At 63.9% G+C, this 24,898-nt stretch carries 21 protein-coding genes and 1 tRNA gene; 11 read left to right on the top strand and 11 right to left on the bottom strand.

Annotated elements, in window-relative coordinates; genetic code table 11:
• Positions 1-63 precede the first annotated feature (63 nt).
• Positions 64-1,455, bottom strand: coding sequence for a C40 family peptidase (locus ACUCCZ_RS01095; RefSeq protein WP_435918356.1), 1,392 nt, complete (start codon positions 1,453-1,455; stop codon positions 64-66).
• 466 nt (positions 1,456-1,921) lie between these two features.
• Between ACUCCZ_RS01095 and ACUCCZ_RS01100 the strand changes: the two genes are divergently transcribed.
• Both ACUCCZ_RS01100 and ACUCCZ_RS01105 read left to right on the top strand, forming a co-directional pair.
• A tRNA-Lys gene (locus ACUCCZ_RS01100) sits at positions 1,922-1,995 on the top strand.
• Positions 1,996-2,126: 131 nt separating this feature from the next.
• A complete protein-coding gene (locus ACUCCZ_RS01105; RefSeq protein ID WP_435918355.1) occupies positions 2,127-2,906 on the top strand; it encodes an HAD-IIA family hydrolase in 780 nt (259 codons plus the stop codon).
• 36 nt (positions 2,907-2,942) lie between these two features.
• On the opposite strand, the gene ACUCCZ_RS01110 is transcribed toward ACUCCZ_RS01105, so the two are convergent.
• Together ACUCCZ_RS01110 and ACUCCZ_RS01115 are read right to left on the bottom strand one after the other, a co-directional pair.
• Positions 2,943-4,445, bottom strand: coding sequence for a patatin-like phospholipase family protein (locus ACUCCZ_RS01110; RefSeq protein WP_435918354.1), 1,503 nt, complete (start codon positions 4,443-4,445; stop codon positions 2,943-2,945).
• 49 nt (positions 4,446-4,494) lie between these two features.
• Positions 4,495-5,460: a lactate/malate family dehydrogenase gene (locus ACUCCZ_RS01115; RefSeq protein ID WP_435918353.1), complete on the bottom strand. Its 966-nt coding sequence runs from the start codon at positions 5,458-5,460 to the stop codon at positions 4,495-4,497.
• Between the two features lie 123 nt (positions 5,461-5,583).
• On the opposite strand from ACUCCZ_RS01115, the gene ACUCCZ_RS01120 reads away from it, so the two are divergent.
• Both ACUCCZ_RS01120 and ACUCCZ_RS01125 read left to right on the top strand, forming a co-directional pair.
• Positions 5,584-6,519 carry a cation diffusion facilitator family transporter gene (locus ACUCCZ_RS01120; RefSeq protein ID WP_435918352.1) on the top strand — a complete coding sequence of 312 codons (936 nt, stop codon included), beginning with the start codon at positions 5,584-5,586 and terminating at the stop codon, positions 6,517-6,519.
• A gap of 97 nt (positions 6,520-6,616) precedes the next feature.
• On the top strand, positions 6,617-7,075 hold the full coding sequence (locus ACUCCZ_RS01125) for a deoxycytidylate deaminase (RefSeq protein ID WP_435918351.1): 459 nt from the start codon (positions 6,617-6,619) through the stop codon (positions 7,073-7,075).
• A gap of 99 nt (positions 7,076-7,174) precedes the next feature.
• On the opposite strand, the gene dhaM is transcribed toward ACUCCZ_RS01125, so the two are convergent.
• The 4 genes from dhaM to ACUCCZ_RS01145 all read right to left on the bottom strand — a co-directional run bounded on the left by dhaM (position 7,175) and on the right by ACUCCZ_RS01145 (position 10,613).
• On the bottom strand, positions 7,175-7,606 hold the full coding sequence (gene dhaM, locus ACUCCZ_RS01130; protein ID WP_435918350.1) for a dihydroxyacetone kinase phosphoryl donor subunit DhaM: 432 nt from the start codon (positions 7,604-7,606) through the stop codon (positions 7,175-7,177).
• Positions 7,606-8,256: a dihydroxyacetone kinase subunit DhaL gene (gene dhaL / locus ACUCCZ_RS01135; protein ID WP_435918349.1), complete on the bottom strand. Its 651-nt coding sequence runs from the start codon at positions 8,254-8,256 to the stop codon at positions 7,606-7,608. The genes dhaM and dhaL overlap by 1 nt, the downstream gene beginning before the upstream one ends.
• A complete protein-coding gene (gene dhaK, locus ACUCCZ_RS01140) occupies positions 8,244-9,245 on the bottom strand; it encodes a dihydroxyacetone kinase subunit DhaK (RefSeq protein WP_435918348.1) in 1,002 nt (333 codons plus the stop codon). Before dhaK ends, dhaL begins: the two co-directional genes overlap by 13 nt.
• 90 nt (positions 9,246-9,335) lie before the next feature.
• Positions 9,336-10,613 carry an MFS transporter gene (locus ACUCCZ_RS01145; protein WP_435918441.1) on the bottom strand — a complete coding sequence of 426 codons (1,278 nt, stop codon included), beginning with the start codon at positions 10,611-10,613 and terminating at the stop codon, positions 9,336-9,338.
• 204 nt (positions 10,614-10,817) lie between these two features.
• On the opposite strand from ACUCCZ_RS01145, the gene ACUCCZ_RS01150 reads away from it, so the two are divergent.
• The 4 genes from ACUCCZ_RS01150 to ACUCCZ_RS01165 all read left to right on the top strand — a co-directional run bounded on the left by ACUCCZ_RS01150 (position 10,818) and on the right by ACUCCZ_RS01165 (position 15,119).
• On the top strand, positions 10,818-11,705 hold the full coding sequence (locus tag ACUCCZ_RS01150; protein ID WP_002515366.1) for a 1,4-dihydroxy-2-naphthoate polyprenyltransferase: 888 nt from the start codon (positions 10,818-10,820) through the stop codon (positions 11,703-11,705).
• Positions 11,706-11,777: 72 nt separating this feature from the next.
• On the top strand, positions 11,778-12,140 hold the full coding sequence (locus tag ACUCCZ_RS01155) for a hypothetical protein (RefSeq protein WP_435918440.1): 363 nt from the start codon (positions 11,778-11,780) through the stop codon (positions 12,138-12,140).
• Positions 12,134-12,832, top strand: coding sequence for an ABC transporter ATP-binding protein (locus tag ACUCCZ_RS01160; protein ID WP_435918347.1), 699 nt, complete (start codon positions 12,134-12,136; stop codon positions 12,830-12,832). Before ACUCCZ_RS01155 ends, ACUCCZ_RS01160 begins: the two co-directional genes overlap by 7 nt.
• 1 nt (position 12,833) lies before the next feature.
• Entirely contained in the window at positions 12,834-15,119 is a 2,286-nt protein-coding gene (locus tag ACUCCZ_RS01165; protein ID WP_435918346.1) for an ABC transporter permease family protein, read from the top strand.
• A 24-nt stretch (positions 15,120-15,143) separates the two neighbouring features.
• Here the strand turns inward: ACUCCZ_RS01165 and ACUCCZ_RS01170 are convergent, their stop codons facing one another.
• From ACUCCZ_RS01170 to ACUCCZ_RS01180, 3 genes are all read right to left on the bottom strand, one after another.
• Complete coding sequence (locus ACUCCZ_RS01170) at positions 15,144-16,931, bottom strand: ABC transporter ATP-binding protein (RefSeq protein WP_435918345.1); 1,788 nt, start codon at positions 16,929-16,931, stop codon at positions 15,144-15,146.
• A gap of 149 nt (positions 16,932-17,080) precedes the next feature.
• Positions 17,081-18,823: a TM0106 family RecB-like putative nuclease gene (locus ACUCCZ_RS01175; RefSeq protein ID WP_435918344.1), complete on the bottom strand. Its 1,743-nt coding sequence runs from the start codon at positions 18,821-18,823 to the stop codon at positions 17,081-17,083.
• A 1-nt stretch (position 18,824) separates the two neighbouring features.
• Positions 18,825-19,604, bottom strand: a complete 780-nt coding sequence (locus tag ACUCCZ_RS01180) for a demethylmenaquinone methyltransferase (protein WP_435918343.1) — start codon at positions 19,602-19,604, stop codon at positions 18,825-18,827.
• Here ACUCCZ_RS01180 and ACUCCZ_RS01185 point away from each other — a divergent pair.
• Together ACUCCZ_RS01185 and ACUCCZ_RS01190 are read left to right on the top strand one after the other, a co-directional pair.
• The gene (locus ACUCCZ_RS01185; RefSeq protein WP_435918342.1) at positions 19,594-20,247 is read left to right on the top strand and encodes an ABC transporter ATP-binding protein; all 654 of its coding nucleotides are present in this window, start codon (positions 19,594-19,596) and stop codon (positions 20,245-20,247) included. The genes ACUCCZ_RS01180 and ACUCCZ_RS01185 overlap by 11 nt on opposite strands.
• Positions 20,244-21,977: a DUF6297 family protein gene (locus ACUCCZ_RS01190; protein WP_435918341.1), complete on the top strand. Its 1,734-nt coding sequence runs from the start codon at positions 20,244-20,246 to the stop codon at positions 21,975-21,977. Before ACUCCZ_RS01185 ends, ACUCCZ_RS01190 begins: the two co-directional genes overlap by 4 nt.
• An 88-nt stretch (positions 21,978-22,065) precedes the next feature.
• Here the strand turns inward: ACUCCZ_RS01190 and ACUCCZ_RS01195 are convergent, their stop codons facing one another.
• Positions 22,066-23,253 carry an isochorismate synthase gene (locus ACUCCZ_RS01195; RefSeq protein ID WP_435918439.1) on the bottom strand — a complete coding sequence of 396 codons (1,188 nt, stop codon included), beginning with the start codon at positions 23,251-23,253 and terminating at the stop codon, positions 22,066-22,068.
• A gap of 352 nt (positions 23,254-23,605) precedes the next feature.
• Here ACUCCZ_RS01195 and ACUCCZ_RS01200 point away from each other — a divergent pair, with 352 nt between their 5' ends.
• Positions 23,606-24,868 (top strand): geranylgeranyl reductase family protein, encoded by a 1,263-nt coding sequence (locus tag ACUCCZ_RS01200; RefSeq protein WP_435918340.1) that lies wholly within the window; start codon positions 23,606-23,608, stop codon positions 24,866-24,868.
• The last annotated feature ends 30 nt before the right edge of the window (positions 24,869-24,898 follow it).

Below are 24,898 nucleotides of genomic sequence, written 5' to 3' on the forward strand. Positions count from 1 at the left end.
GTCGCAGCACATCAGAAATGACAGACGTCGGCAACCCCCTGGGGTTGCCGACGCTGTGGTGATTCAGTCGAGGATGCTTGAGTCAATGCGAAGTGGGTACAACGAGGAGCGGATGGAGGTGAGGCGCACTCCAGCACTGGGGTTCGCTGCTTCCACGATCTGCCCGTTACCGACGTAGATGGCGACGTGACCGCCACCCGGTCGGGCAAAGAGGTCGCCCGGCTGGATCTCGTCCAAGGAAATGCGATGGCCACGCTCGACCTGTGCCCCTGAGTAATGGGGCAGATCAATTCCAGCCTGCTGGTAGGCCTTCATCACCAGGCCGGAGCAGTCGAAGCCGTTTGGGCCCTCGCCTCCCCAGATGTAGGGCTTACCCACCTGCGCCTTCGCATAGTTGACAATGGCGGCCCGGGCCCTACTGGGTGAGACAGAAGGGCTGGGCGTGGGCCCGGGGGCTGGAGTGGGTCGGGTGTTGGTGGTGAGGTATCGGGTGGAGGCCCACAGGGTGCGTCCGCGGTGGGTGATCTGGGTCCATCCGGAGGTGGTGTTTCCGGTGGTGGTGAGGGCGGTGCCGCGTGTGACGGATGTGTATATGGAGGCGCTCATGGAGGCGCTGGTTCGTAGGTTGAGGTTGGCTGTGGTGTAGACGGTCCTGGCCGATTGACGTGCCGCCGCTGGTTTCGGTGTGGGTCGGGTGTTGGTGGTGAGGTATCGGGTGGAGGCCCACAGGGTGCGTCCGCGGTGGGTGATCTGGGTCCATCCGGAGGTGGTGTTTCCGGTGGTGGTGAGGGCGGTGCCGCGTGTGACGGATGTGTATATGGAGGCGCTCATGGAGGCGCTGGTTCGTAGGTTGAGGTTGGCTGTGGTGTAGACGGTCCTGGCCGATTGACGTGCCGCCGCTGGCTTCGGTGCGGGCGGGACGGCATGGGTGCTCAGGTAGCGCGACCCGACCCAACGGTGAACCCCGTTGTAGACGACTTCGCTGAATCCTCCTGAGGAACGTCCGGTGACGCCGACCTTCTCGCCGGGGGAGAGCATCCCCACCTTGGCGGCCTGCATGGAGTGCCCTGCGCGGACATGGACGTACGTCGTTGCCTGGGCGAACCCAACTGGCGAGCTGGATGCGGAGGGGCTCGAGGTCGAAGGTCGCCAGGCGACCGATGACAGGTAGTGGTGGTCAACGTAAGCCGTGTGGCCACGGTAGGCAACCGGAACCCAGCCATGCACCGGGGTGCCGGTTTGATTAAGCTGCTGGCCCTTCTCGAGCACGCCCAGGATCTTTCCGTGGGTGCCTGCCTGGGACCTGATGTTGACGGCGGTGCGAGCCGACACACGGGCCATGACTGCGGTCTTGGAGGCTTGCGCCTGGGGGGCGAAGAACTGACTGCCGCCGATTGCGAGACCAGCGGTGGCCAGAGTTGCGACCCCGGCCCGAATCGGGCGCACTACACCCATGGAACTGACTCCTTCCGGCGTGTGGACCCGCCTCCGTGTAGGACGCTCCTGACTCTTCCCCGGATCCGTCCACCGACCCAGCCAGGAACACCTCGCGTGACAAGGTCATTCAAGGCGGCGAAAACGGTTTCGTCCACTCAGCTGAAGGATCGTTCTGCCCACGTCAACGGGACACGCCGAGAAGGGGCTGAGAATGTCAAAGATGTTATTCGAGATTCAAGAGAGTCACCAAGGGACTCTTACTCTGCGCTGACTAGGGGTGATGCTGTTGGTACTGACAAGGATGCCGAAGGAGGGCGGCAACAGGACGGCACGTCGCAGGGTTTCTGCCAACTCTGAAGTCGTGGTTGACGTTTGCAAGTAGGCATCGTCAGGCCTTGCGGAAGCCATGTTGGACAGACCTCCGACAGTGGCAGGGTCTCCGGTCAACCTCGCGCTGACATGGGAGCCTCGCTACACTGAGAGAGCCCCCGTAGCTCAGTTGGTTAGAGCAGCGGACTTTTAATCCGCGGGTCCTGGGTTCGAGTCCCAGTGGGGGCACCGGTCCACAGGGAACCTGATGGTTGCCGTGTGGTGGATATCGTGTCGCACCTGTGGCCCCCAGGTGCACAGAGGTTCTCTTTGCCTCGCATCCTTCCTGCGCAAGCCCGCCTCTCGATAGTGTTGGCCCCATGAGAGATCCTGCAGACATCGAGTGCTGGCTGACCGACATGGACGGCGTGCTCGTCCATGAGAACCATGAGGTGCCTGGCGCCAGCGATCTCATCAATCGATGGGTCGACACCTCGAAGCGATTCCTGGTCCTGACCAACAATTCCATCTTCACTCCGCGCGACTTGGCCGCTCGGATGCAGGCTTCGGGTCTGACGGTGCCGGAGGACAACATCTGGACCTCGGCCCTCGCCACCGCGCACTTCCTGGCTGACCAGCACCCCGGTGCCCGCCTCTACGTCATTGGCGAGGCCGGCCTGACGACAGCCCTGCACGAAGCCGGGTTCATCCTCACCGACACCGACCCCGACTACGTCGTCCTCGGAGAGACCCGTACCTACTCCTTCGAGGCCATCACCAAGGCCGTCCGGTTCATCGTCGACGGTGCACGGTTCATCTGCACCAACCCAGATGCCACTGGCCCGAGCAAGGAAGGCCCACTGCCTGCCACTGGCGCCGTCGCGTCGATGATCGAGGCTGCCTCGAAGCACAAGCCGTACATCGTCGGAAAACCCAACCCGATGATGTTCCGCTCCGCCCTGAACCGCATCGAGGCCCACTCCGAGAAGACCGCCATGATTGGTGACCGAATGGATACCGACATGGTTGCCGGTATGGAGGCTGGCCTGCTGACCGTCTTGGTGCTCTCGGGCATCACCAGGCGTGAGGACGTCGACCAGTACCCCTACCGTCCGAACATCATTCTGGACTCGGTGGCAGACCTTCACGAGCTCATCTGAGGTGGTCATCTGACACTGCGACGGTGCTGAACGTCCTCACACCTGCCAGGGGATGACGACGTCCTCCGGAGCGCTCGGGTGCCCGTGGCCCTCAAGGACGTATCCCCACGTATCGATCCCCTCGGGAGCCAGGTCGAGGGGTAGCCGAGTCGCGACGTCGCGTAGATGATCCTTGACGTGCTGCATCTCGTTCATCTCGTCACGGGTCGCCTCCTCCTTGAGCCAGGCCTGCTCCAACTCCCAGCCACGCACGCGAGTGCGAACCGTATCCTTGATGAGCTCATGGGCATCAGAACTGGCCTTGACGTGCTTCTCGGCCGAGCACATCCATCCGTAATCCCGGTTGATGCGTAGTAAACCAGGATCGACCGTCATGGAGTCGTGAACGGAGATTTCCGGGCCGATGACGACGGCACCGGCGTTGAGGGCATAGGCGACCTCGTCGCGTTCGGTCTCGTCGGTGAGGATCGACACCGATCTGGTCACCAGGTCGAGCATGTTGCGCGAGCCGTAATCAGATTCCCTGCTCACCCCCTGTGGCGAGCACGTGATGACATATGGGTTCGTGACGCCAAGGTGACCGATCGCCATCTCGGCGGGCACGTTCTCCCGTAGACCGCCGTCAACGTAGTGCTCCCCGTCGAGGTCGACCGGACGGAACACCCCAGGAATCGAGCACGATGCGAGAACGCCACGGGAGACGTCGAAGGTCGAGGAACCGATGGGGTTGTTGTCCCGGTCGACAAGCTCCCCGGACTCGGTCATGTAGCGCAGTTCCCCGGATTCCAGGGCGACGGTGGCAATGCGTACCGACATTCCTGAGGTGGCCAGCAACTCTGACTTGAAGAAGTCCCTGTCGAGAAGCTTGGCGAGGATGGGGCCGGCGCGGTACGTCGAGGCGGAGGTCTCGGCCCCACGGACGATGGTGGAAATGTCGCCGCCGTCCAGGCTCAGTCGCGACAGGGTGGACAACAGCTGCAGGACGACGCCCGGTGTCCAGGAATCGGTGGAAATGGGGTCATCACGGGTGGCGATCTCCAGGGTCCACGCCTGGCCGGTGAGACGGTCGTCGTCGCGACCCGCGACCGGTTCTGCCGGGTCGGGGACCTTCGTCTCCTGCCCACCTCGGTGGAAGGGCAGGCTCATCCACGGGCGCGGGCTCTTGGCCTTGGCAGCCTCCCGATTGAGCAGGGACATCCATTCCGGGCCCTTCTCCAACAGCCTCGCGAACCACGCCCGCGGGGTGAACATGTCGGACTGGCCAGTCATCTCCAGCCACATCGTCTCCAATTGACGCAGTGCCGCCGCCTGCTTGGCGGGATCGGTCCATTGAGCCAGGGTACAGGCCACGATCGATCCGGCTGAGGTCGCCACCATGGCGGTGGGGGCGATGCCGACGACGTCATAGAGATGTCGCAGCGCCCCCATCTGGAAGGAGGCCTTGGACCCACCTCCAGCAAGGACGAGCCCCTGCTGGGGGGTTCGGCTTCCGAGCCCGAATGCGAGAGTGGGAATGCCGAGCCATGAGGGGAGTTCCATGGCTCGATCCTACGGGCCACAGCTGACTTCATGGCACGACCGGTCACCCTCAGGAGGCAGCTGCGATGGTCTCCTGGATGGTCTTGATCGTGGTGTCCAGGTGCTCCTGTTCCCAGTTGTCCAGCGGCACCTCAACGATCTGTTCGACGCCGTGGGCCCCGATGATGCACGGGGTGCTCATGGAGACGTCACTGTCGTGGCCGTAGTGGCCGTGCAGGGTGGTGCAGACCGGGTAGAGGGACCGCTCGTCACGCACGATGGCTCGCGCGATCGTCATCGCGGCCTGGCCGACTCCGGCATTCGTCCAGCCCTTGAGGTTGAAGACGTCGGTTCCGGCATTGTTGGTGCGGATGGCGATGTCTTCGGGATCCAGCGGACCGACGCCGAAGACCCGCGGAAGGTCGTCGAAGCTCACGCCACCGACATTGACCCCGCTGATGAGCGGGAATCCCGACGGACCGTGCTCGCCGATCATGTAACCGCGCACGAACTGCGGGTTCACACCGACATGGTCTGCGATGAGACGGCACATCCGCGCTGAGTCCAGGAGGGTGCCGGTGCCCATGACGAGCCCCTGCGGGTGATCGAACTCGGTGCTGGCGATGTGAACGTTGGCGTCCAGCGGGTTGGAGCAGATGATGACGGCGACGTCGTGGTTACGCTTGGTGATCTCGGTCATGATCTCACGTATGATCTGGCCATTCGTGGCTGCCAGTTCGCGGCGGTCGGCGCCGGTGGCAGGACCCTTGGCCGGATCGATGGACGGTCCAGCGGCGATGACGATGACGTCGGCGTCCGCCAGGTCGTCGTGAGTGCCGGCAATCACCGTTGTGTTGGGCATGTTGGGGACGGCGGTGGCGTGGTGTTGGTCGAGAGCCTGGCCTTCAGACACTCTCTCCTTGACGTCGAGGAGGACGATGCGACCGAACAATCCACTTGCCATGGCGTCGAAGAGCACCGCTTCCCCGACCCGACCGACTCCGATGATCCCCAACGTGTGTGGCTTGACAGGCATTGCGAACTCCTTCGATCATCCTCGTTGTGTCCATCCATGATGCACCTCGACCGATTCATCGATGCGGCGTGTCGCCAACGCCCGTTCTTTGCGCAGAACACAGGACGGGCTGAGAATGTCTGAGTGACGACAATTCCCGACATCTCCGAGGCACCGCCGCGACACCAACCGCCAGACGATCTCAGCCGTTTCGCATGGCTTTCGATCGCTGCGGCCGCTGTGACGATCCTGCTGAAGGTCCTCGCCTGGCGTATCACCGGGTCGGTCGGACTCCTGTCGGACGCCGCGGAATCCCTCGTCAACCTCGTCGCCGCGGTCATCGCCCTGGTTGCCCTCAAGGTGTCGATCCGTCCGCCGGACGAGAAACATCACTTCGGGCACTCGAAGGCCGAGTACTTCTCTGCCGGTGCTGAGGGGATGATGATCTTCATCGCGGCTGCGGTCATCATCTACACCGCCGTGCAGCGGTTCATCCACCCCCGACCTATCGAGGATGCCGGCATCGGCCTGCTGATCTCGGTGCTGGCCTCGGTCGTCAACGGGGTGGTCGCATGGGTACTGCTCAAGAACGGCAGACAGCGTCGGTCCATGACCCTCATCGCCGACGGAAAACACCTGCTGACCGACGTGTGGACGTCGGTCGGAGTCCTGGCCGGAGTCGGTCTGGTCTGGCTGACCGGATGGCAGCGGCTTGACCCGATCGTGGCCTTCGCAGTGGGCGTGAACATTCTCGTCACCGGGGTCAAGCTCGTCGGCCAGTCCGCCACGGCCTTGCTTGACGTCTCCCTGCCCGAGGAGGACAACCAGGCAATTCGGGACTTCCTGGACGCCCACTCCAGCGACCACATCACGTTCCACGCGGTGCGTACCCGGGAGGCCGGATACCGCCGTTTCCTCGAGTTCCACATGCTCGTGCCGGGGTCGTGGACGGTCAAGCAGGGCCATGACGCCATGGAGGACCTCATTGACGAGATCCTCGATGAGTGGCCTGAGATGCGGGTCAACGGCCACCTGGAGCCGATCGAGGACCCCCGCTCCTATGAGGACATGGACGTCTGATTCCACGGAGGCCTGGCACGACTAGGGTCAGTCGTGGTGGTTCGACACAGAAGTGTCTGGCAGATGCGCAACGACGGACGAACGAGAGGAGCCCGAGATGGCCGAGGCCAACGGCGAGGTCGTGACGGTGCCCGATTGGGACGAGTATTTCCTGGGCATAGCTGAGGCCGTCGCGGCTCGGGCCAAGTGCACCCGTCGTCGCGTTGGGGCCCTCCTCGTCCACCAACACCGCATCATCGCCACGGGCTACAACGGTGCCGCTCCCGGCCGCCCGGACTGCCTGGAGGGAGCCTGCCCGCGTGGCCGACTGGGGTACGGAGAAGTACCCGCCTTCTCCGACTACGACGTTCCCGGTTCCCCGGGGTTCTGCATCGCCATCCATGCCGAGGTCAATGCACTTCTCTTCGCCACCCGCGACACTGCCGGGGCGACGGCCTACGTCACCGACAAGCCATGCCCTGGATGCCGCAAGGCACTCGCGGCTGCGGGCGTGGTGAGGGCGGTGTGGCCGGACGGCGAGTTCGACCAGGACGGGCTGGTCAACTGGGAGTTGTGACGGTGTCGTGGTCGCCCCGGAGCGCCTCAGGGGCACTCATGGGACGCGAAACGGTGGTGCCCGGATGAACTGGACACCACCGTTTCCCTGAATGCAGACTCACTCGTTGGAAATGTGGGAGATCTTTGGCTCCAGGGCTTTCTCGGCCTCGGAGGCGACGGCCTCCAACTCGGCTCCCGTTGACGCCATGACGGCCGCGACGACAGCCCCCTCGACCAACGGGGCGGTGGAGATCTTCACCTTGCTGGCGATCTTGGGGTCGAGGAATTCCAGGGCCATCTCAGCCGACAGAATCGCCGATCCCAGATCCACCAGTACGAGTATCCCGTTGCAACTACCAATCCTCTCGATGGCGGAGCTCACGGCAGCCGCATCGGTGCCCAGGGTGGTGTCGTCGAGACCGGCGGCAACCTCGATGGGCGGAGTGTCCGGACCGGGCAGCATCTGGGAGGCAAGGTCGGCTGCAGCACGTCCCAGCGGTCGGCTGTGGGAGACGATGACGATTCCAACACCCTGGTTCGGTTCACTCATCATTCAGCTCCTGACAGGTAGCGTGCCGTGGACTCCAGGAGCAGGGCCATGGAGGTGGCTCCGGGGTCCTGGTGCCCCTTGCTTCGTTCTCCAAGATAGGACGCCCTGCCTCGACGAGCCACCATCTCGATGGTCGCATCGCGGCCCTCATTGGCAGCCTCGGCTGCCTTGGCGAGGGCGTCGGCGGCGGAACCACCGTCGGCGGCAACCTTCTTGGCAGCATCAACAGCGGGGGACAGCGCATCAACCAGGGTCTTGTCGCCGACCTCGGCCTTACCGCGGGCCACGATGCCGGCCAAGCCAGCATCAAGGGCGTCGGCGAGCAGCTGAGCAGTGGGCTCGCCGTCAGTCGTGATGACCGTCGACAGGCGCAGGAAGAAAGTGCCGTACAGCGGGCCGGAAGCACCACCAACGGTGCTCACCAGCGTCATCCCCGCTTTCTTGAGCAACTCGGCGGCAGAGGCGAAGGATTGCGGGTCGAGGGCGGCAACTGCGGTCATCCCACGAGCCATGTTCGAACCGTGGTCGGCGTCACCGATCTGACGGTCCAGGTCAGTGAGCTCAGTCGCGTGCTCCGAGATGACCGCCGAGTAGTCCTTGAGCCACTTGGAAACGGTCGCGGCAGAAATTTCAGACATCAGCATCCCCATCGAAGTCCAGGAGTCTCCACCGGGGCGTCCCACAGCGTCAGGAGGTCGTCGTCAGCGGAGAGCAAGGTCAGGGAACATCCTGCCATCTCCAGGCTCGTGATGTGGTTGCCGACCAGGGTGCGGGCAACCTTGACACCCTTGCCCTCGAGAATCTTGGCGACCTCTCCCCATACCAGGTATTGCTCGATGAGCGGGGTCCCGCCCATGCCGTTGAGCATGGCGATGACGGGAGCTGCGGTGAAGTCACGGTCGGCCAGGATGGGCTCGACGATCTGGGCAGCGACGTCGGTGGCCGTCCCCAACGTGACGGTCTCGCGACCGGGCTCGCCATGGATACCGACGCCGGACTCCATCTCGTCCTCACCGAGGTCGAAGGTGGGCTTGCCAGCTGCCGGTACGGTGCACGACGTCAGGGCGACGCCGAAGGAGCGGCCACCGTCATTGATGCGCTTGGCGAGCTCGAGCAGGGCGTCGAGATCGCGCTTCTCCTCGGCAGCGGCACCGAGGATCTTCTCGGCCAGCACCGTCAGGCCCACACCACGACGACCGGCGGTGTACAGGGAGTCCTGCACGGCGACGTCGTCGGCGATGACGATGGACTCGACGCGGGTGCCAGCCTCCATCGACGCCATCTCGGCAGCCATGTCGAAGTTCATGACGTCACCGGTGTAGTTCTTGACGATGTGGAGCACACCGGCGCCACCGTCAACGGCCTTGGTGGCCTCGGTGATCTGGTCGGGAACCGGGGAGGTGAACACCTCGCCGCAGCAGGCGGCGTCGAGCATTCCGCAGCCGACATAGCCGGAGTGCAGCGGCTCGTGGCCGGATCCCCCACCGGAGACCAGGCCAACCTTCCCGCTGACCGGGCCGCCGGCGCGTAGCACGATACGGTGTTCGAGATCGACCTTCAGACAATCAGGGTGGGCGGCCGCCACGCCACGCAGGGAATCAACGACGACGTCCTCAACGGCATTGATGAGTTTCTTCATGGGACCAGTGAACCATCTTGGCCCTGAATTTCCAGAGGGGGTCGGGAACATGGTGGATTGTGTTCACCTGTCGTCACATGACTGTATGGCTCACTTTGTCTGCTGGACGTAGTCGATCGTCACCTTGCCACGCACCTGACGCAGCCAGGGCGCCCGCTTGGAGGGATCGAAGACCACCCGGATCTTGTCGTTGTGCATGATGACTGCGGTGATGACGACGAAGGTGATGCCCAGGCTGATGGCTCCCCATGCGACCGTGGCGCGCGGGCCGATGGCGTTGCCGATCCATCCGACGATCGGGGAGACGAACGGGGTGCCACCCATCACCAGGGCGGCCCACAGGCTCATGACACGTCCACGCATCTGCGGGATGACCGAGGTCTGCACCATGGCATTGGCGGTGATGAGGGTCGAAATGGCACCCCATCCGACGAACATCTTGAGGACAGCGAAGGTGCCGTAGTTCGGGGCCAGGGCCGACAAACCCATGCTGACGCTGTAGACCAGCAGGGCGAGCTCGACCCAGCGCAGCCGCGGCCTGCGTCGAGCGGCTCCCAGAGCGGCAACCATCGAGCCGATACCCATGAGCGAACCGAGCAGGCCGTACTCGCCGGATCCCTTGCCAAAGGCCTGGGTGGCCATGACGGCGTCGGAGATGGTGAAGTTGAAGCCGAAGGTTCCCATCATGAACCCGATCGCCAACAGGATGACGAGGTCGGGGCGACGCTTGACGTACCGGACGCCGTCGCGCACCCGTGCCTTCTCGGCTGAGGGTGGGGACACGTAGAGACGGTCAGCCCTGATGAACAACAGGGTTGTGATGAACCCGATGAAGCAGAGGACGTTGATGGCCATCACCCAGCCGACTCCCACGGCGGCGATGAGCAGGCCACCGACGCCAGGGCCGAGCAGGCGGGCGCCGTTGAAGGAGGCAGAGTTGAGGCTCACGGCGTTGGGCAGGTTCTTCAGTGGGACGAGCTCGGAGACGAAGGCCTGGGTGGCCGGGCTGTAGAACGCGCCGGCGAGGCCATCCATGGCTGCGATGACGAACACCATCCACAGGCGCACCGCCCCGGTGAGGACGAGGGTGGAAAGAATCGCGGCGTCAATCGCCAGAACGATCTGCGCCGTCACCATGATGCGACGCTTGGACATTCGGTCAGCCAAAGCGCCAGCCCACGGCGTGACGAGCAGGATGGGCGCGAAGTTCACCGCCATCACCCAACCGAGCACCGCCGCATTGCCGTGGGTCAAAATGACGAGCACCAGCCACGACTGGGCGGTACGGGCCATCCACTGCCCCATGTTCGTCAGGAGAGTGCCGGAGAAGTAGATCCGATAATTCGGAATGCTCAGGCTGGCGAACATGGTTCTCACGGTGACGACTCCTGCCGAACTCGAGTGGGGTATCGGGCATCTGTGATTATCCATCGTTTCTGTCACTGGTGCAGATACGGGTTGGACATGCAGCGGCGATATGGTCGCCACTGGTGCACGTTCCGAGAAGTCCTTCGGTGTGGTGCCCGCCTGACGCACGATCCGCGTCTCCACCACTGACTCAGGGAGTTGTCCATGGCCACTGCAGCCGAATGGCTAGAGGGGGCTCGTCCCCGTACCCTCCCCACCGCGATTGCTCCGGTGGTGGCGGGTACCGCGATCGCCATTGCCGACGGTGGTGCGCGGTGGGAACTGGCCACCCTGTGCCTCGTGGTGGCGTTGGGGCTCGTCGTCGGGGTGAATTTCGCCAATGATTACTCCGACGGTATTCGCGGCTCCGACGGGGAGGACCGGGTTGGTCCGCTGCGGCTGGTCGGGTCAGGAGTCGCTGAACCCTCGCACGTCGAAGCTGCTGCCTTCGCGTGCTTCGGGGTCTCGGCGGTGGCCGGACTCATCATCACCATCATGACTGGACACTGGTGGTTCATCATCGTGGGCCTGGCCTGCATCCTTGCGGCCTGGTTCTACACCGGTGGTTCACACCCCTACGGCTATGCCGGCCTGGGGGAGACCTTCGTCTTCATCTTCTTCGGGCTGGTCGCCGTCGGCGGCACGGTGTACGTCCAGGCCGATCACGTCGGCACGGCTGGCTGGGTGACGGCCTGTGTCATCGGTGCGATGGCCTGTGCGGTGCTGGTGGCCAACAATCTGCGCGACATCGACGGTGATCGCGTCAGTGGCAAGCACACCGTGGCCACCAAGCTGGGCCATCAGGGGACGCGGATCTTGTACCTCGTGCTGGTGGCCCTGGCCTGCGTCGGTGTCATCGTCGTCGCGGCCCTGTCGACCTGGTGGGTCCTTCTGGGCCTGCTCATGGTCATTCTGCTCGTCTCCCCGGTGAAGGCCTTGGCCACGAAGGCCACCGGGATGGCCCTGGTGCCGGTCCTCAAGAACACCGGGCTGGCGGAGTTGCTGTGCGCTGTGGGATTTCTGGTCGGGGCGATGCTGGATCGGCCGTTGTGACCCACTCTTGACAGGCTGTCTTAGGTTAGGTAACCTAAGTATCATGCGCCGCAGAGCAGCGGGCGATCAGGAATAGAGGCTTTAGCCATGTCCGTTAATAGGAAAATAGTTGTGGGGGTCGTGGCGGCGTGTATGGGTGCCACTGTTTTGGCGGCAGCGCCGGCGCCGTCGAAGGCTGCGTTGGAAATGTATGCCGACTCGAATTTCCATGGTCTCATTGCGAAACAGACTAAGGTAGGTTACTATAACTTTAACAAAAATCAGAATGATTCTCTCAGTTCTGTAAAAAATCAGACTCCTTATGGTGCCGCATTTTGGTATGATGTAAACCAGAAGGGGCATTGCTGGGATTATAAGCCGTGGACGAATGATTCGTCGTTCTGGTGGAAAGATCATGATGAAGCCTCATCCTATGGATTGGGTCATCGGTGCTGACATCGCAACGACAAGGCCTTGAGGGGGTGGCTCACCCCCTCAAGGCCAGTGATGTCCATGTTTCCTATGTCAAGGGTGACGAGGTACTCAAAGGTGTCGATCTTGTGCTGCACACCGGTGAGCTGATACTCGTTCGCGGAGTGAGTGGTTCCGGAAAGACAACCCTGCTCAATGTGCTCTCTGGGCTCCTGTCTCCATTGCGCGGGACGGTGTGCATCAACGGAGTGGACATCACGAAAATCTCAGAATCACGACGGGACGCCATTCGTCTTCATGAAATGGGGATGGTTTTTCAGCATCATGGGCTCGTCCCCGATTTTACGTCCCGTGAGAATATTGAGCTTGTCCTGCGGGCGTGTGAAATTAAAAATTCTGCGGCCATTGCCATGGATGCTCTCAAAGAGGTGGGGGTCGCTGAATTGGCAGATCGTCGCCCCGCAGAGATGTCTGGTGGGCAGGCTCAGCGGGTGGGGATCGCCCGTGCGATTGCTGGCGGTCATCGAATCGTGCTCGCCGATGAACCGACTGGCCAGCTCGACCGGGCCAATACTGACATGATCTTCAAGGTCTTGCGTCACATCGTCACCGACGGTGCTGATCGTGCAGTCCTGCTGTCCTCCCATGATCCGCGAGCCTGCGACTATGTCGACCGGGTTCTCGACATGGAGGACGGGGTTCTCGAGGAGGTATGAGATGTGGGTCGTCCACGTCACCCGGCTCGTCGTGTCGAACTGGCGGACGTGGCTTCGCGTCATTCCGCTGGCTCTGGTCGTTGTAGCTCTGACTGTCTCCAGCGGCATCACCAATGCTCGGCAACTGTCCGATGAACAGAAGAACATCGCGAGCTACGGCTCCACCAGCGGTCTCTTCTCGCTGCAGGAAGACGTGCCTCCAGGTACCCCCGTACCGATACCCCGTAATAACACGTTGCAGGCATCGGCGCCCTTTCCCCAGCTCTACAGCAATATCAACCTTGTACAGTACGATGACGTCGCCTACCAAGAGATGCCCATGGCCGGTTCGGCCACGCAAGGTCGCTATCGGCTGACCTCGGGTCGCTGGCCGGCGAAGGCCGGGGAGGTTCTGGCCACCAGTACTCTTGGCGCTGATGATGGATCGCGGTTGTCTGCCAAGGCAGGTGATCTCCACCTCACGGTCACCGGCCATGTCGAAGCCGTCTACGATCGGGCTGCGACCTTGGTTCTTGCGGCTCCAGGCACATGGCAGTCATGGCGGATTTCCCGCGATGACGCTGGACGTGCCGGTATCAGGGGCAATGGGCAAATTGGGTTCACCTCCCAGGAGCCCGGTGACGTATGCAGTCTCCTCGCCGAGACCCTGAAGCTTGCAGGTGACTGCGATACCACACAGACCCGTTCTGCCAGCGAAGCTCACGGGCTGACGCCGAAGGCATTCGTGGATCAGAACCTGGCATGGCTGGTGTTTGGCCTGCTGGGGGCAGTCGTGTCCGGCGCGGCACTGACGGCCCTACTCAGACGCATCGCATCCCCCCTTCTGGCTATCGGGGTACGCCGTCGATCGGTATCGGCCATGAGTAAGACGGTGGCCCTCCTCGTTGCAGAAACCGTCTCGCTGATGTCTGTGGCCCTGGGCCAGGCGGTGGTCGCTGCGGCGCGGTGGTACATGGCCCCCAGGGCTTCTGCTCCGTTGGGGCCTTGGCGATTCCCCACGGTCCCGTTGGTGATGGCATTGGTCATCGGGGTACTTCCTGCGGCCATGGTGAACATGGTTCCCTCCCGTCGTAAGACCGTGAAGCGGCGAGGGATCAACATGAACACGGCTCGTCGGCTGGGGTGGGCGGCTCTGGTACTGGGCTGCGCAGTGTGCCTGTGGGGTCTCCTGGGGGCTGACGCAACCTTCACCGCGGTCGCTGTGGTCGCTGGGATGTGTGCAGTGGCCGGTGGTTTGGGGGCACCCTTCGTGCTCTCTCGTCTGGTCCGGACACATCGCCCCGTAGGCCGGGCTCTTGCTGCTCATCGAGCTCTTTCCAGCCGGGGCGGGTGGCATTGCGTCTTCGCAGGTGTGGCGGCGGGTCTGGTCACCGCAACCGCTACCGGGCTTCTCATCGTTTCAGCGTTGTTCTCCCAGGCCAACGCGCAGACGAGCACCGGTATGCCCCCGGGGATGGCCTTGCTCCATGTCTCGATGGAGGGTGTGCCCGCCCTGGAGTCGGCTCAGGTCAAGCAGTTTTCCGATGCCCTGGAAGGCGCCAAAAACATCACCGTCCACCAGGTCGATGACGCCAACATCAGCGGATCATGGTGGTATTTCTCCAAGGTTGACGATGTTGCGGTCGTCACAAAGCTTGACGACGCCCAACGTGACGTCCTTGTATCAGGCGGGTACTTGACCAATGATCCCTCCAGGGCCGACCCGGCACACACCGTCGGGCTGACGGATGATCTGAGCTGGGTCAAGCGCATCTCCGTGCGTCCGAAAGCAGGAATACCACGAGGCGCTGGATCGGCGATTCTGTTCACAGGGCTGACCCCCGATCAGGATCGACTGACCAACGAGTGGGCGCAGGCGCACGGGTTGGGGGAATTTTATGTCATGGCCCCCCGAATCCTCGGTGATGTCCCGCTGCCAACGATCACCATCGTCGCGACCGTCACCTTCATCGTGTTGTCGGCCATCATGGCTGGTCTGTTGGCGAAGGAGGAGAGGGCCGCCAACAGTGATCTGGTGACCAGCCTCAAACGCATCGGGTTGGGCAGGCGTTGGGTGGACCAGGTCATCCTTGTGGAGGTGGCCACCACAATGCTGGCCGCTCTGACGTGCGGGGTGATCTCCTCGGTTGTCGCGGTGTGGCTCACGGGCAGGATCCTGTCGGGAGCCCTGGACCTGCTTGGGGCCGCGTGGTGGGTCTTCGGTGCGTTGGCCGCCGGGATGTTCGGTGGATCTTTGATGGGGGCCGCCATCCATCGCCGTTACCACTTCGACATGAGAGCTACCTGATCCGCGATCCGGCCCTCAGGGGAGTTACAGCTTGATGCCGAATCGCTCCAACCTCTTGCGGTCGGCCTTTGAGCTTGAGGCTTGCAGAGCCAACAACTCGGCGTAGATACCTCCGGAGGCGGCCAGCTCGGCCGGGGTGCCGATCTCGTCAACGCGCCCGGCGTCCAGAGTGACGATTCGGTCGACGCTGGAGATCGTGGAGAGGCGATGGGCGATGATGAGGCTGGTGCGATTGGCCATGAGGGACTCCAGACCGGCCTGCACCCACCGCTCGGACTTGGTGTCCAGGGCCGAGGTGGCCTCGTCCAGGACGAGAATTGGGGCGTCCTTGAGCAGGGCCCGGGCAATCGAGATGCGCTGTTTCTGGCCGCCGGAGAGCTTGATGCCGCGCTCTCCCACGAGGGTGTCGTACTGCTGGGAGAACCGCTTGATGAAACGGTCTGCGTAGGCACGGTGGGCGGCGTCGCGGATCTGCTCGTCGGTGGCCTCGGTGCCGTAGGCGATGTTCTCCCTGATTGATCCGGAGAACAGCGCAGGATCTTGGAAGACCACTCCGATTCGGCGTCGCAGGGTGTCCGGGGCGACCTGGGAGATGTCGTGTCCGGCCACCATGATTGTGCCTTCAGTGACCGGGTAGAGGCCGAGCAGCAGGTTCACCAGGGTGGACTTTCCGCCTCCGGATTCGCCCACGAGTGCCACCTTCTCGCCGGGGTTGACGTCGAAGCTGACATGGTTGATGACCCGATTGAGGCCGTCGTAACTGAAGACGGTGTCCTCGAAGGAGATCATCGGGACGCCCGGTTCGGGCTCGCGAATCGTCATCGTGGCGGTCTGTGGTACGTGGGGCGGACGGGTCTCCATGACCGTGAAGTAATCCTTGGACCCAGCCACGGCGCGTTGGGAGACGTCGATGACGTAACTCATCATCTGCACTGGCTGGCGAGCCATCGTCATGAGCTGAATGAGCAGGATCATGTCCCCGACGCCGAAGTATCCCTTGGCGGTTCGGACGAAGATGATGGCGTAGATGCCGAAGAAGATGACGTTGAGGACCACCCGGCGCACGGTGTCCATGAGGTGCCAGTGGTTGGACTGGCGGCGGGTGGCGTCGACGGTGGCGTCGTAGTGGTCGTTGAACTGTTCCTGCTCGTTGGCCTCGGTGACGTAGGACTTGACGACGCGAATCTGGGAGACGACCTCTTGGAACCGCCCGCCGGCGGTGTCGATGTGGTGGTTGATGACGTCCTGGTGGGTCTGCCAGTTGCGTGACGTCAGGGCCGTCAACCAGACGTATATCGGGAAGACGATCGCCAACAGCACGGCCAACGGCCAGTAGTAGACCGCTGAGATGACGAGGACGGCGCCCGTCGTCAGCAATAGGGTGAAGAAGTTGTTCGAGAAGGCCTTGGCGAAGTCGGTGACGTTGGTGATCGACCGGGTGAGTTTGGAGGTGATCGATCCGGTGAGCTCCTCGTCGAACCAGGACTGCGGCAGCTCCAGCAGCTTGCTGAAGTAGCGCGTCGACAGGATCTGGCGCATCCTTGCGCTCATGATGTCGCCCAGCCAGCCGTTGACGTTGGTGAGCAGGGAGTTGACGACGTCGAGGACGAGAATGACCACCGCGAGCAGCACGATGTCGCGGATGTGATGGTCGTTGCCGCGCACGCCTGCCACGGCGAGGTCGGTGGCTCGGGCGATGACGAAGGGGACGGCCAGCTGGGTGATCGCGACGATGACGGCCGAGATGACGACCCCGAGGTAGAACTTCCACAGCTGCGAGGTGAATCGGAGGATTCGTGACAAGGAACGCATGGGTCTCCAGATGAGAGGGTCGACGTCGTCAGGGACGTGTCAACAAAACTGTATCCTCTTGCCTTGCTGGGATCATCCTCGCCTGGTCTCATGACGATGGCGACACCCGTCACGGCGAAGCGTCGTGACGAGGGGTTTCAGGAGTGCTCTCAGAACCTCTCGGCAAGCCAACGGCGAACAGCGAGGGTGGCCTTCACATCGTCCTCGTTGTACTCCATGACGCGGATCCTGGAGGACTCGCGGACCTGCGGATCGGGGTCATGGACGGCCAGGTCCCACCAGGTCTGGGAGTTGAGACCGCCCGGGTCCGGATCACGCCAGGAGAACCCGGCCCCGGCGTTGGCGACGACCTTCAGACCGATCCCGTTGACCCCGAAGAAGTGAGCTTTGACGGTGGTGAAGAGGTCGACGAAGCAACCGGAGTCCAGCACCCGACGCACTGCTTGACGAGTCTCCACGTCCTGGCAGACGTGGGCGAAATGGCGCAGATGAACGATTTCGTAGTCGGAGTAGTGGACCACAATCGTCTCCGGGTGGGCCACGACGATCTCGTCGAGCCACGCGATGGCGCGGGCAGCCAGGTCGTTCTCGTCGTCGTCGTCCATGTCGGCGAACTTGCTGAAGGCGACGTAATACGGCGCGTCGCCAGTCGTCGAGTCGAGCAGGTGGTCAGGATCACTGACCTCGAAACCCCACAAGTAGACTCGACCGTCAGGGGAGGTCTCGATGTCGAAGTCGATCTCCAACCGGGACGAGGCGACCTCGATGGGTCCCTCATCGTTGCGTTCCAGAAGGACTCCCTGACGGATGAGGCGCGCGCGACGGGCGGCTGCCCGGAGTCGCTGTTCGGGGCGGGGACGGTGCTGGACCTCAGGAAGGTAGACCGGCAACAGCTCATCCAGATCGGCGTCGGCCAGGTCGTCGACGGTGGCCACCCCGAGGCGACGCAGGGTCGAGATCTCCCGGACGTCCAGGGGAGCCTTGGAGATACGCAGGGACAGATCGTCGTCGTCGAGACGCGGCTCACAGACGGCCCACCACTGACAGGACTCGCACTCACGCACCACGATCGGGGCGACCATGGGTTCGCCGCCGGTCATGGCGTGTTCGGCCACCGACACCCGGAAGGTGTGCTCGTGGTCGTAGCGGTCCAACACGCTGCGGCGACGCCATCCCGAGGCGGCTGAGCGCGAGAAGGTGCGAATGAACTTGTGGTCCAGGTCGAGCCAGGAGACTGCCAGCTCGTCGTCAAGGATCCCGATCTCGTCGTGCCCGGCGACCCCCACGAGACGTCGATGATTCGGGCACTCGTCGGGGGTGGCGACCAGTCCCAGATCCTCAAGGAGTTTCCAGTGGTGGGCAGCCTGGATGAGAGCACGCTCCCGGCCGGTGCGGAAGGTCTGGTCCAGTGACATCCGGGCGCGCCGAGGGTCGGGGTCGTTGAGGGGTGAGACCCAGGTGAACTCGGCCAGGGTGTGGTGGCTCTCCAGGACCGCGTAGTCCTTCACGACGACCGGTAGATATCCAGGTCCGCCGTCGGCGCGCCTGCCGGCCAGTACCAAGGCGTCCGGGGAGCCGGTGCGGTGCCCCTGGGGCGATGACGGCAACTCAGGGCAGACGATGACGGGTGCGCCGTCGCCCACGGCTGTTCGGGTGGCGACCCGGCGACCGGTCACGCTCAAGGTGACCGAGCGCAGATCGACGGCGCCGGTGACGGTTGCCAGGGCGTCACAGATGGTTGTCAGGTGCGTTTCGGCTCCCGCGAAGAGCTCGTCGTCACGTGGGTCGCCGACCGGTCCCGACAGGGTCGGGTCATAGGCGTTCTGGGTCTTGACCGGGCAGCTGCGAGCTGCCCAGGCGTCAAGGAGGATCGGGGAGGAGAGGCCTTTCACCTCAGGGCCTCTCCTTCTCGTCGCTGACCTTCCAACCACGATGCAGGGCGACGACGCCGCCACAGATGTTTCGCCACGCGATGGCCTGCCAGCCGACCTCGGCCATCATGTCCGCCAGGTGGGGCTGGTCGGGCCAGGCGAGGATCGACTCGGCCAGGTAGTCATAGGCGTCACGGTTCGAGGAGGCCAGCTTGGCCATGGCCGGGATCGCCGCCAACAGGTACTTGGTGTAGACGTGACGCAACGGCGCCCAGGTGGGGTAGGAGAACTCGCAAATGACGACTCGCCCGCCCGGCTTGGTGACGCGCAGCATCTCACGCAGGGCCTTGCGGGGATCTTCGACGTTGCGTAGACCATAGGAGATCGTCACGGCGTCGAAGGAGTTGTCGCCATAGGGCAGGCAAGTGGCGTCGCCGGCGACGAAGTGCAGATGGGGTTGACGTTGCTTGCCGACGGCCAGCATTCCGGTGGAGATGTCGGTGGGGTAGACCTGTGCCCCGCGGGCGGCGAACGTGGCCGACGAGGTGCCGGTTCCGGCCGCCAGGTCGAGGATGACCTGGCCTGGCTCAGGTTCCACCGCGTCGACGACGAGGTCGCGCCAGGTGTCGACCGCCCCCAGTGTCATGATCTGATTCATGACGTCATAGCGCTGTGCCACCCCGTCAAACATTGAGGCGATATCGGCGTGGTGTTTATCAAGGGTGGCTCGGGTCGTCAACACGCGCCCAGTCTTCCACACGGTTTGGGATCGGCCTCGACGGTGCGGGACAATGGCCAGCATGGCATCCCGCTCCACCGTCCTCGTGGCCAAGGACATTTCGAAGTCTTATGGCGACCGAACCATCGTTGATCACTTGTCCCTCACTGTCCATGAGGGCGAGGCCGTCGCACTCACCGGCCGCAACGGCGCCGGCAAGTCGACGGTGTTGAGAATGCTGGTGGGAGCGGATCGCCCCAGCTCGGGCACGATCGAGGTACTCGGCAAGAAGGTGTCCGAGACGAACCCGGAGTTTCGTCGCAACGTTGCCACGGTCATTGATGACCTGGACTTCTTCCCTGACCTGTCGGTGGTCGAGCATCTTGACCTGCTTGCCCGCGCTCATGGACTCGTCGACGCCGACGCCCTCGTTGACGAGGTGCTCGAGGAAGTGCAGCTCGTGCCGCAGTCCGGCCAGCTGCCCGGCACCCTGTCTTCCGGACAGCGACGTCGTCTCGGCCTGGCGACGGCCCTGGTGCGTCCTCGCAAGCTCCTCGTCCTCGATGAGCCGGAGGCCCGGCTCGACGTCGAGGGTGTTGCCTGGCTCGGCAAGAGGCTGCGCGAGGAGATGAACCACGGTCTGGCGATCGTCATGGCCAGCCACGAGCCGGCTCTCGTCGAGACCCTTGGCGCTCGCATCGTCGAGCTGGGAGGCCCGCGCGGATGAGTCGGCGCAACGGCAAGCACTCCAAGCCCCGTCCCAAGAATCCGCAGCCGGAGCGGGCCATGATGGCGGAGGCGGTGACCGTCCCCGATCCGGAGCTGCTCATCACCCATCGTCCCGATGAGTTCTTCGTCGGCCAGGCCGATGAGCGTCAGCTCTCCCTCCTCATGGGTGACTGGCGCAAGGGCCGGACGACACGCAACATCTGGCAGGCCATTGGCGACGCCTACGTGCTCGTGTTCTCCCTGGTCGTCGTGCTCGCGATGATCATCAGCCTCATCGTGCAGGCCCAGGGACAGGCGTCCGGCTGCACCTCGACGGGGTGCCAGACCGCCCGTGGCCTGCTGCCGTGGGCCGCACTGTCCGGTGTCCTGGCCTTCGCCCTGGCCGCCGCCCGAGTGTTCGGTCCGGTGCTCGCCTCGGCAGCCGAGGGTTTCTGGCTCATGGACGCGCCGATCAACCGGGCGCGGTTCCTGGCCAAGCGTCTGCGTGCAGCGGTGCTCGTCTCGGTCATCGGCGGTGCCGTCCTGGGTGCGCTCGTGGCGGCCCTCACCGGTGGCTCGGGGAAGGCCGTCATCGCCTGGACCCTCGCGACGGCGCTCGGAGCGGCCGGTGTCGTCTCATTCGCGGCAGCTGAGCAGGGAGCTGAGCGTACCTGGCCGGTCAAGGTCGTCGAGGCCCTCGCCGGTCTGGCCGGTCTGGCCGTGTTGTTGGGAGTCATCTCGACGGCGTCGGGCTGGTATGCAGTACCGATGTCCAGTGACGCCAACCTGGCCTCCGCCTGGGCGGTGGCAGGAGGCGGCGCGGTACTCCTGGTCGTCTCCTGCGTCATCGCCCGGATGCGCCTCAACCGGATCCGGCGCGCTCGTCTGATGGCTGGGGGCTCTCTGGCTTCCGGCATGCAGGGTGCCGCCTTCGCCCTCGACTTCGCTCTCATCCGCGACATCCTCCAGGAGCGCGAGGCCATCGAACGTGGTCAGGTCCGACCCACCCGTGGACGTGGTGAGGGACTCAGCGCCCTGGTGTGGCGTGATGTGCAGCGCCTCATGCGGTTTCCCAAGCCGCTGTTCGCTCTCGTCGTGACGGCCGTGGTGCCGTACGCGGTGTCGGCCCTGGGCTTCGGGGCGTTGACCGTCCCGGTGTCGGCCCTGGTGCTCGTGGCGGCGCTGGTCCCCTTCTTCACCAGCTTGCGCGTACTGACCCGCAGCAAGGGTCTGGTGCGCTGCCTGCCCTTCACGACGAGTCAGGTCATCTCGGCTGCGTCGGTGGTGCCGGCGGTCGCGGCTGTCATCTGGGCGATCGCGGTCATTCCGGCCTTCCACGGCGTCGGGTCGACGACGTCGCGGCCATGGGGTCAGGCCATCATGTACGGCCTGGTGACGGCTGCCGCTGGCCTGGCGGGTGCCATCCGCTGGGTGAGCGCCAAGCCGGCTGACTACTCCTCGCCGATGGTGGCTACTCAAGCCGGTGCCATGCCCCCGGGACTGATGTTCAACCTCATCCGTGGTTTCGACATGGTTGCCCTCATCACCATTCCGGTGGTTCTTGGGTGGTCGCCGTGGGTGTCGGTGTTCATCGCCGTCGTCGTGTTCGGGATCCTGCGCATGGGAGGCATGAACCAGCAGGACCTGGCCGAGATGCGCGAGGAATCGCAGCGCCAGCTGGCCGAGGCTCGTGAGGAGGCCCGCGGCGGCAAGGTCGAGAAGAAGGTCATCGAACGCAAGCGCCGTTGAGACGTTGAGAACTGTTGACGCGCGTCGTCGCCCCGGGCAATCCCCCGGCGGAGGGCGGCGACGGCGGCAGGCCAGTGGAGCCCCACCCTCAGGATCGCGAGGGGGTGGTCATCTCGACGGGGAAGATGTCACGCAGGACGTTGAGGCGATGCTCGGCCTCGGACGACAGGATCTCGGTGTCGTCGTCATGGCCGATGGGGTGCCCGGAGAAGATGTGGACCAGTGACGGGTCGGTGGCGTCGATCTGACCGCCCCGACAATCGGTCACCCATTGACCATTGCCCAAGGAATCCACCCACCCGGTCGGTCCGGAGACGCGGCCACGATCAACATGCTCGACCTCGGCGAGGACGTACTTCGCGCGGTGTGGCGGCAGGCCGGTGACGAATGCCGGTGGGCACAAGGCATCGACGAGGGCCAGACACGATTCCATGCCGGAGGAGTGGACGCCAGTGACGTCGGTGACGAGGAAGTTGGACTCCTCGGTGAACACCGCTCCCGGACAGTCGGGGACGTGGAGGGTGTCACAGAACTGTCCCAGGACCTCGCAGGTGCGCGCGACGATCTCAGCGTGGTGAGCGGCCAGCGATCCCTCGTTCTGCAGGGCGGAGAGAAGGGCCGCGTGATCCCTGTCGGTGGCAGGGGAGTGCGTCAGTACCCGGGAACTCACCAGGGACTTGCTGAAACCAACGGTGAGTTTCGAGGTGGCACCGACCGATCCCGCGACGAGGTAGGTGTACGAATTGGGGAAGTGACGTCGCAGGGTCTCGACGATCCATCGCGGATCAACAGGTGTGGCCGCGTGCGCCTCGACGTCACGCATGAGAACGATCTGCTCGAGGTCGTCAGGACCCATGATGTCCTGGACCTGTCGGGCGATGCGACGCCAGCTCTCCGCGGTGACGACGCCGTCTGGCATCGTCACGGGGCCGGGAGAGCGCGGCACGGGTTGCTGGCAGGGTGGATCATCGTCAATCGATCCCCAGGACAATTGGGTCACCCAGGAATAGCCAGGCCAACGACCGATGATCGTTCTGGGCAGGATCATGACCGAGCGTGACGACGAGCGGTCAGGATCGAAGGCGAAGGATCCGAAGGCGACGGGGCCGGTTGCCTCGGCTCCTGGCATCTCGGTCTCGTGCTCGAGGTCCTCGCAGAGAGCTTCCCACCAGACGTCGGCGGCAGTGGGGGAGTCGGTTTCGAAACGGGTGATCTCTCCCAGACCGACCATGCCGTAATTGCGGTGCAGGAAACACACCGACTCGTTGGGCGTCATGTAGCTCTCGAGCGGGCCGGGGTCCGGAATCGACACAGTGCGGGCGCGTAGGCGGGTGGAGCCTGGATCGAGGATCACCTTCGCAGGATAACTGAGCGTGTGCGGTGTGGTGGGCACTGTCCACGGCAGGTCGAGGTGTGTCCACCGTCGATGGCATGGAGAAGCGGTGAGATTCGGGCCCGGAGCCGACGTGATCGGCCTCCACCACTAGTTACTCTCACCGATGACCTCCTTGTGCCAGTTGCGTCCAGCCCCCGGTTGGAGCTTCCCGCGAAGCACACCGTCTAGACTCACCGGTGCACATCGCCGGGATCCCGGCACGATTTCATGGTTTCCACAGGAGGGGGCCCACGTGACGAGCCAGATCGAGTCCGACGTCGTCGTTGTCGGTGCTGGGCCTGGTGGCTCGGCCACAGCTGCGCACCTTGCCCGCAGAGGACTGCACGTCACCCTGTTGGAGAAGGCGACCTTCCCGCGTGACAAGGTCTGTGGTGACGGTCTCACCCCTCGTGCCGTCAAGCAGCTCATCCGGCTGGGCATCGACGTCTCAGAGGAGGCCGGCTGGAAGCACACCGAGGGGTTGCGGATCCACGGTGGGCGCATCGCCCCCTTCGTCCTTCCCTGGCCCGAGCTCGCCGATTACCCGAACTTCGGCATGGTCTGCCGTCGTACCGTCCTCGACGAGCGACTGGCCCGCCACGCCGAATCCCAGGGGGTCACCCTGGTCGAAGGAGCCAACGTCACCGAGCCGGTCCTCGACCCCAACGAGCGTATCCGCGGCGTCCGTACCGCCGACGACAGGGTGTACTCGGCGCCCGTCGTCGTCGCCGCTGACGGCAATTCCTCCCGGCTCGGACTGGCCATGGGACTTCACAAGCGTGATGACCGTCCGATGGGTGTGGCGGTACGCGCCTACTATCGCTCCCCGCTGTCCGAGGCGCGCAATCTGGAGAGCTGGCTGGAGCTGTGGGACGGAGCTCCGCACAAGTCAGACCTCCTGCCTGGATATGGCTGGGCATTCCCCGAGGGGGACGGAACAGTCAACATCGGTCTGGGAATGCTCAATTCCTCTGACGCCTTCGGCCACACCGATTACCGCTCCCTCATGAAGCGCTGGCTGTCCCACATGCCCGCCGAGTGGACCCTCGACGAGGAGCACCGTGAGGGGCCGATCCGCGGTGCCGCGTTGCCAATGGCCTTCAACCGGCAGCCGCATTATCTCAATGGTCTGTTGCTGGTGGGCGACGCCGGAGGCATGGTCAACCCCTTCAACGGGGAGGGCATCGACTACGCCATGGAGGCTGGTGAAATGGCGGCTGACGCCATTGCTGAGGCCCACTACCGCGGCCACGGAACGGTGGCTGCCGAGAAGGCTCTACGGGGGTACCCTCCCGCCTTGCGGAAGCGCTTCGGTGGTTGCTACCGACTCGGGACGATCTTCGTCCGACTCATTGGTGATCCACGGGTGATGAAGATCTGCACGGCCTACGGCCTTCCGCGTCGTCGACTCATGCAGTTCGTCAACAAATTGTTGGCAAATCTCACGGATTCCAAGGGCGGAGACCTTGACGACCGTATTATCAACGCTCTGACGAGGATTGCCCCGTCAGTATGAGCTCAATGGTCGCTGATGCCGTCCGATGGC

The organism is Cutibacterium nasicola, assembly GCF_052654715.2.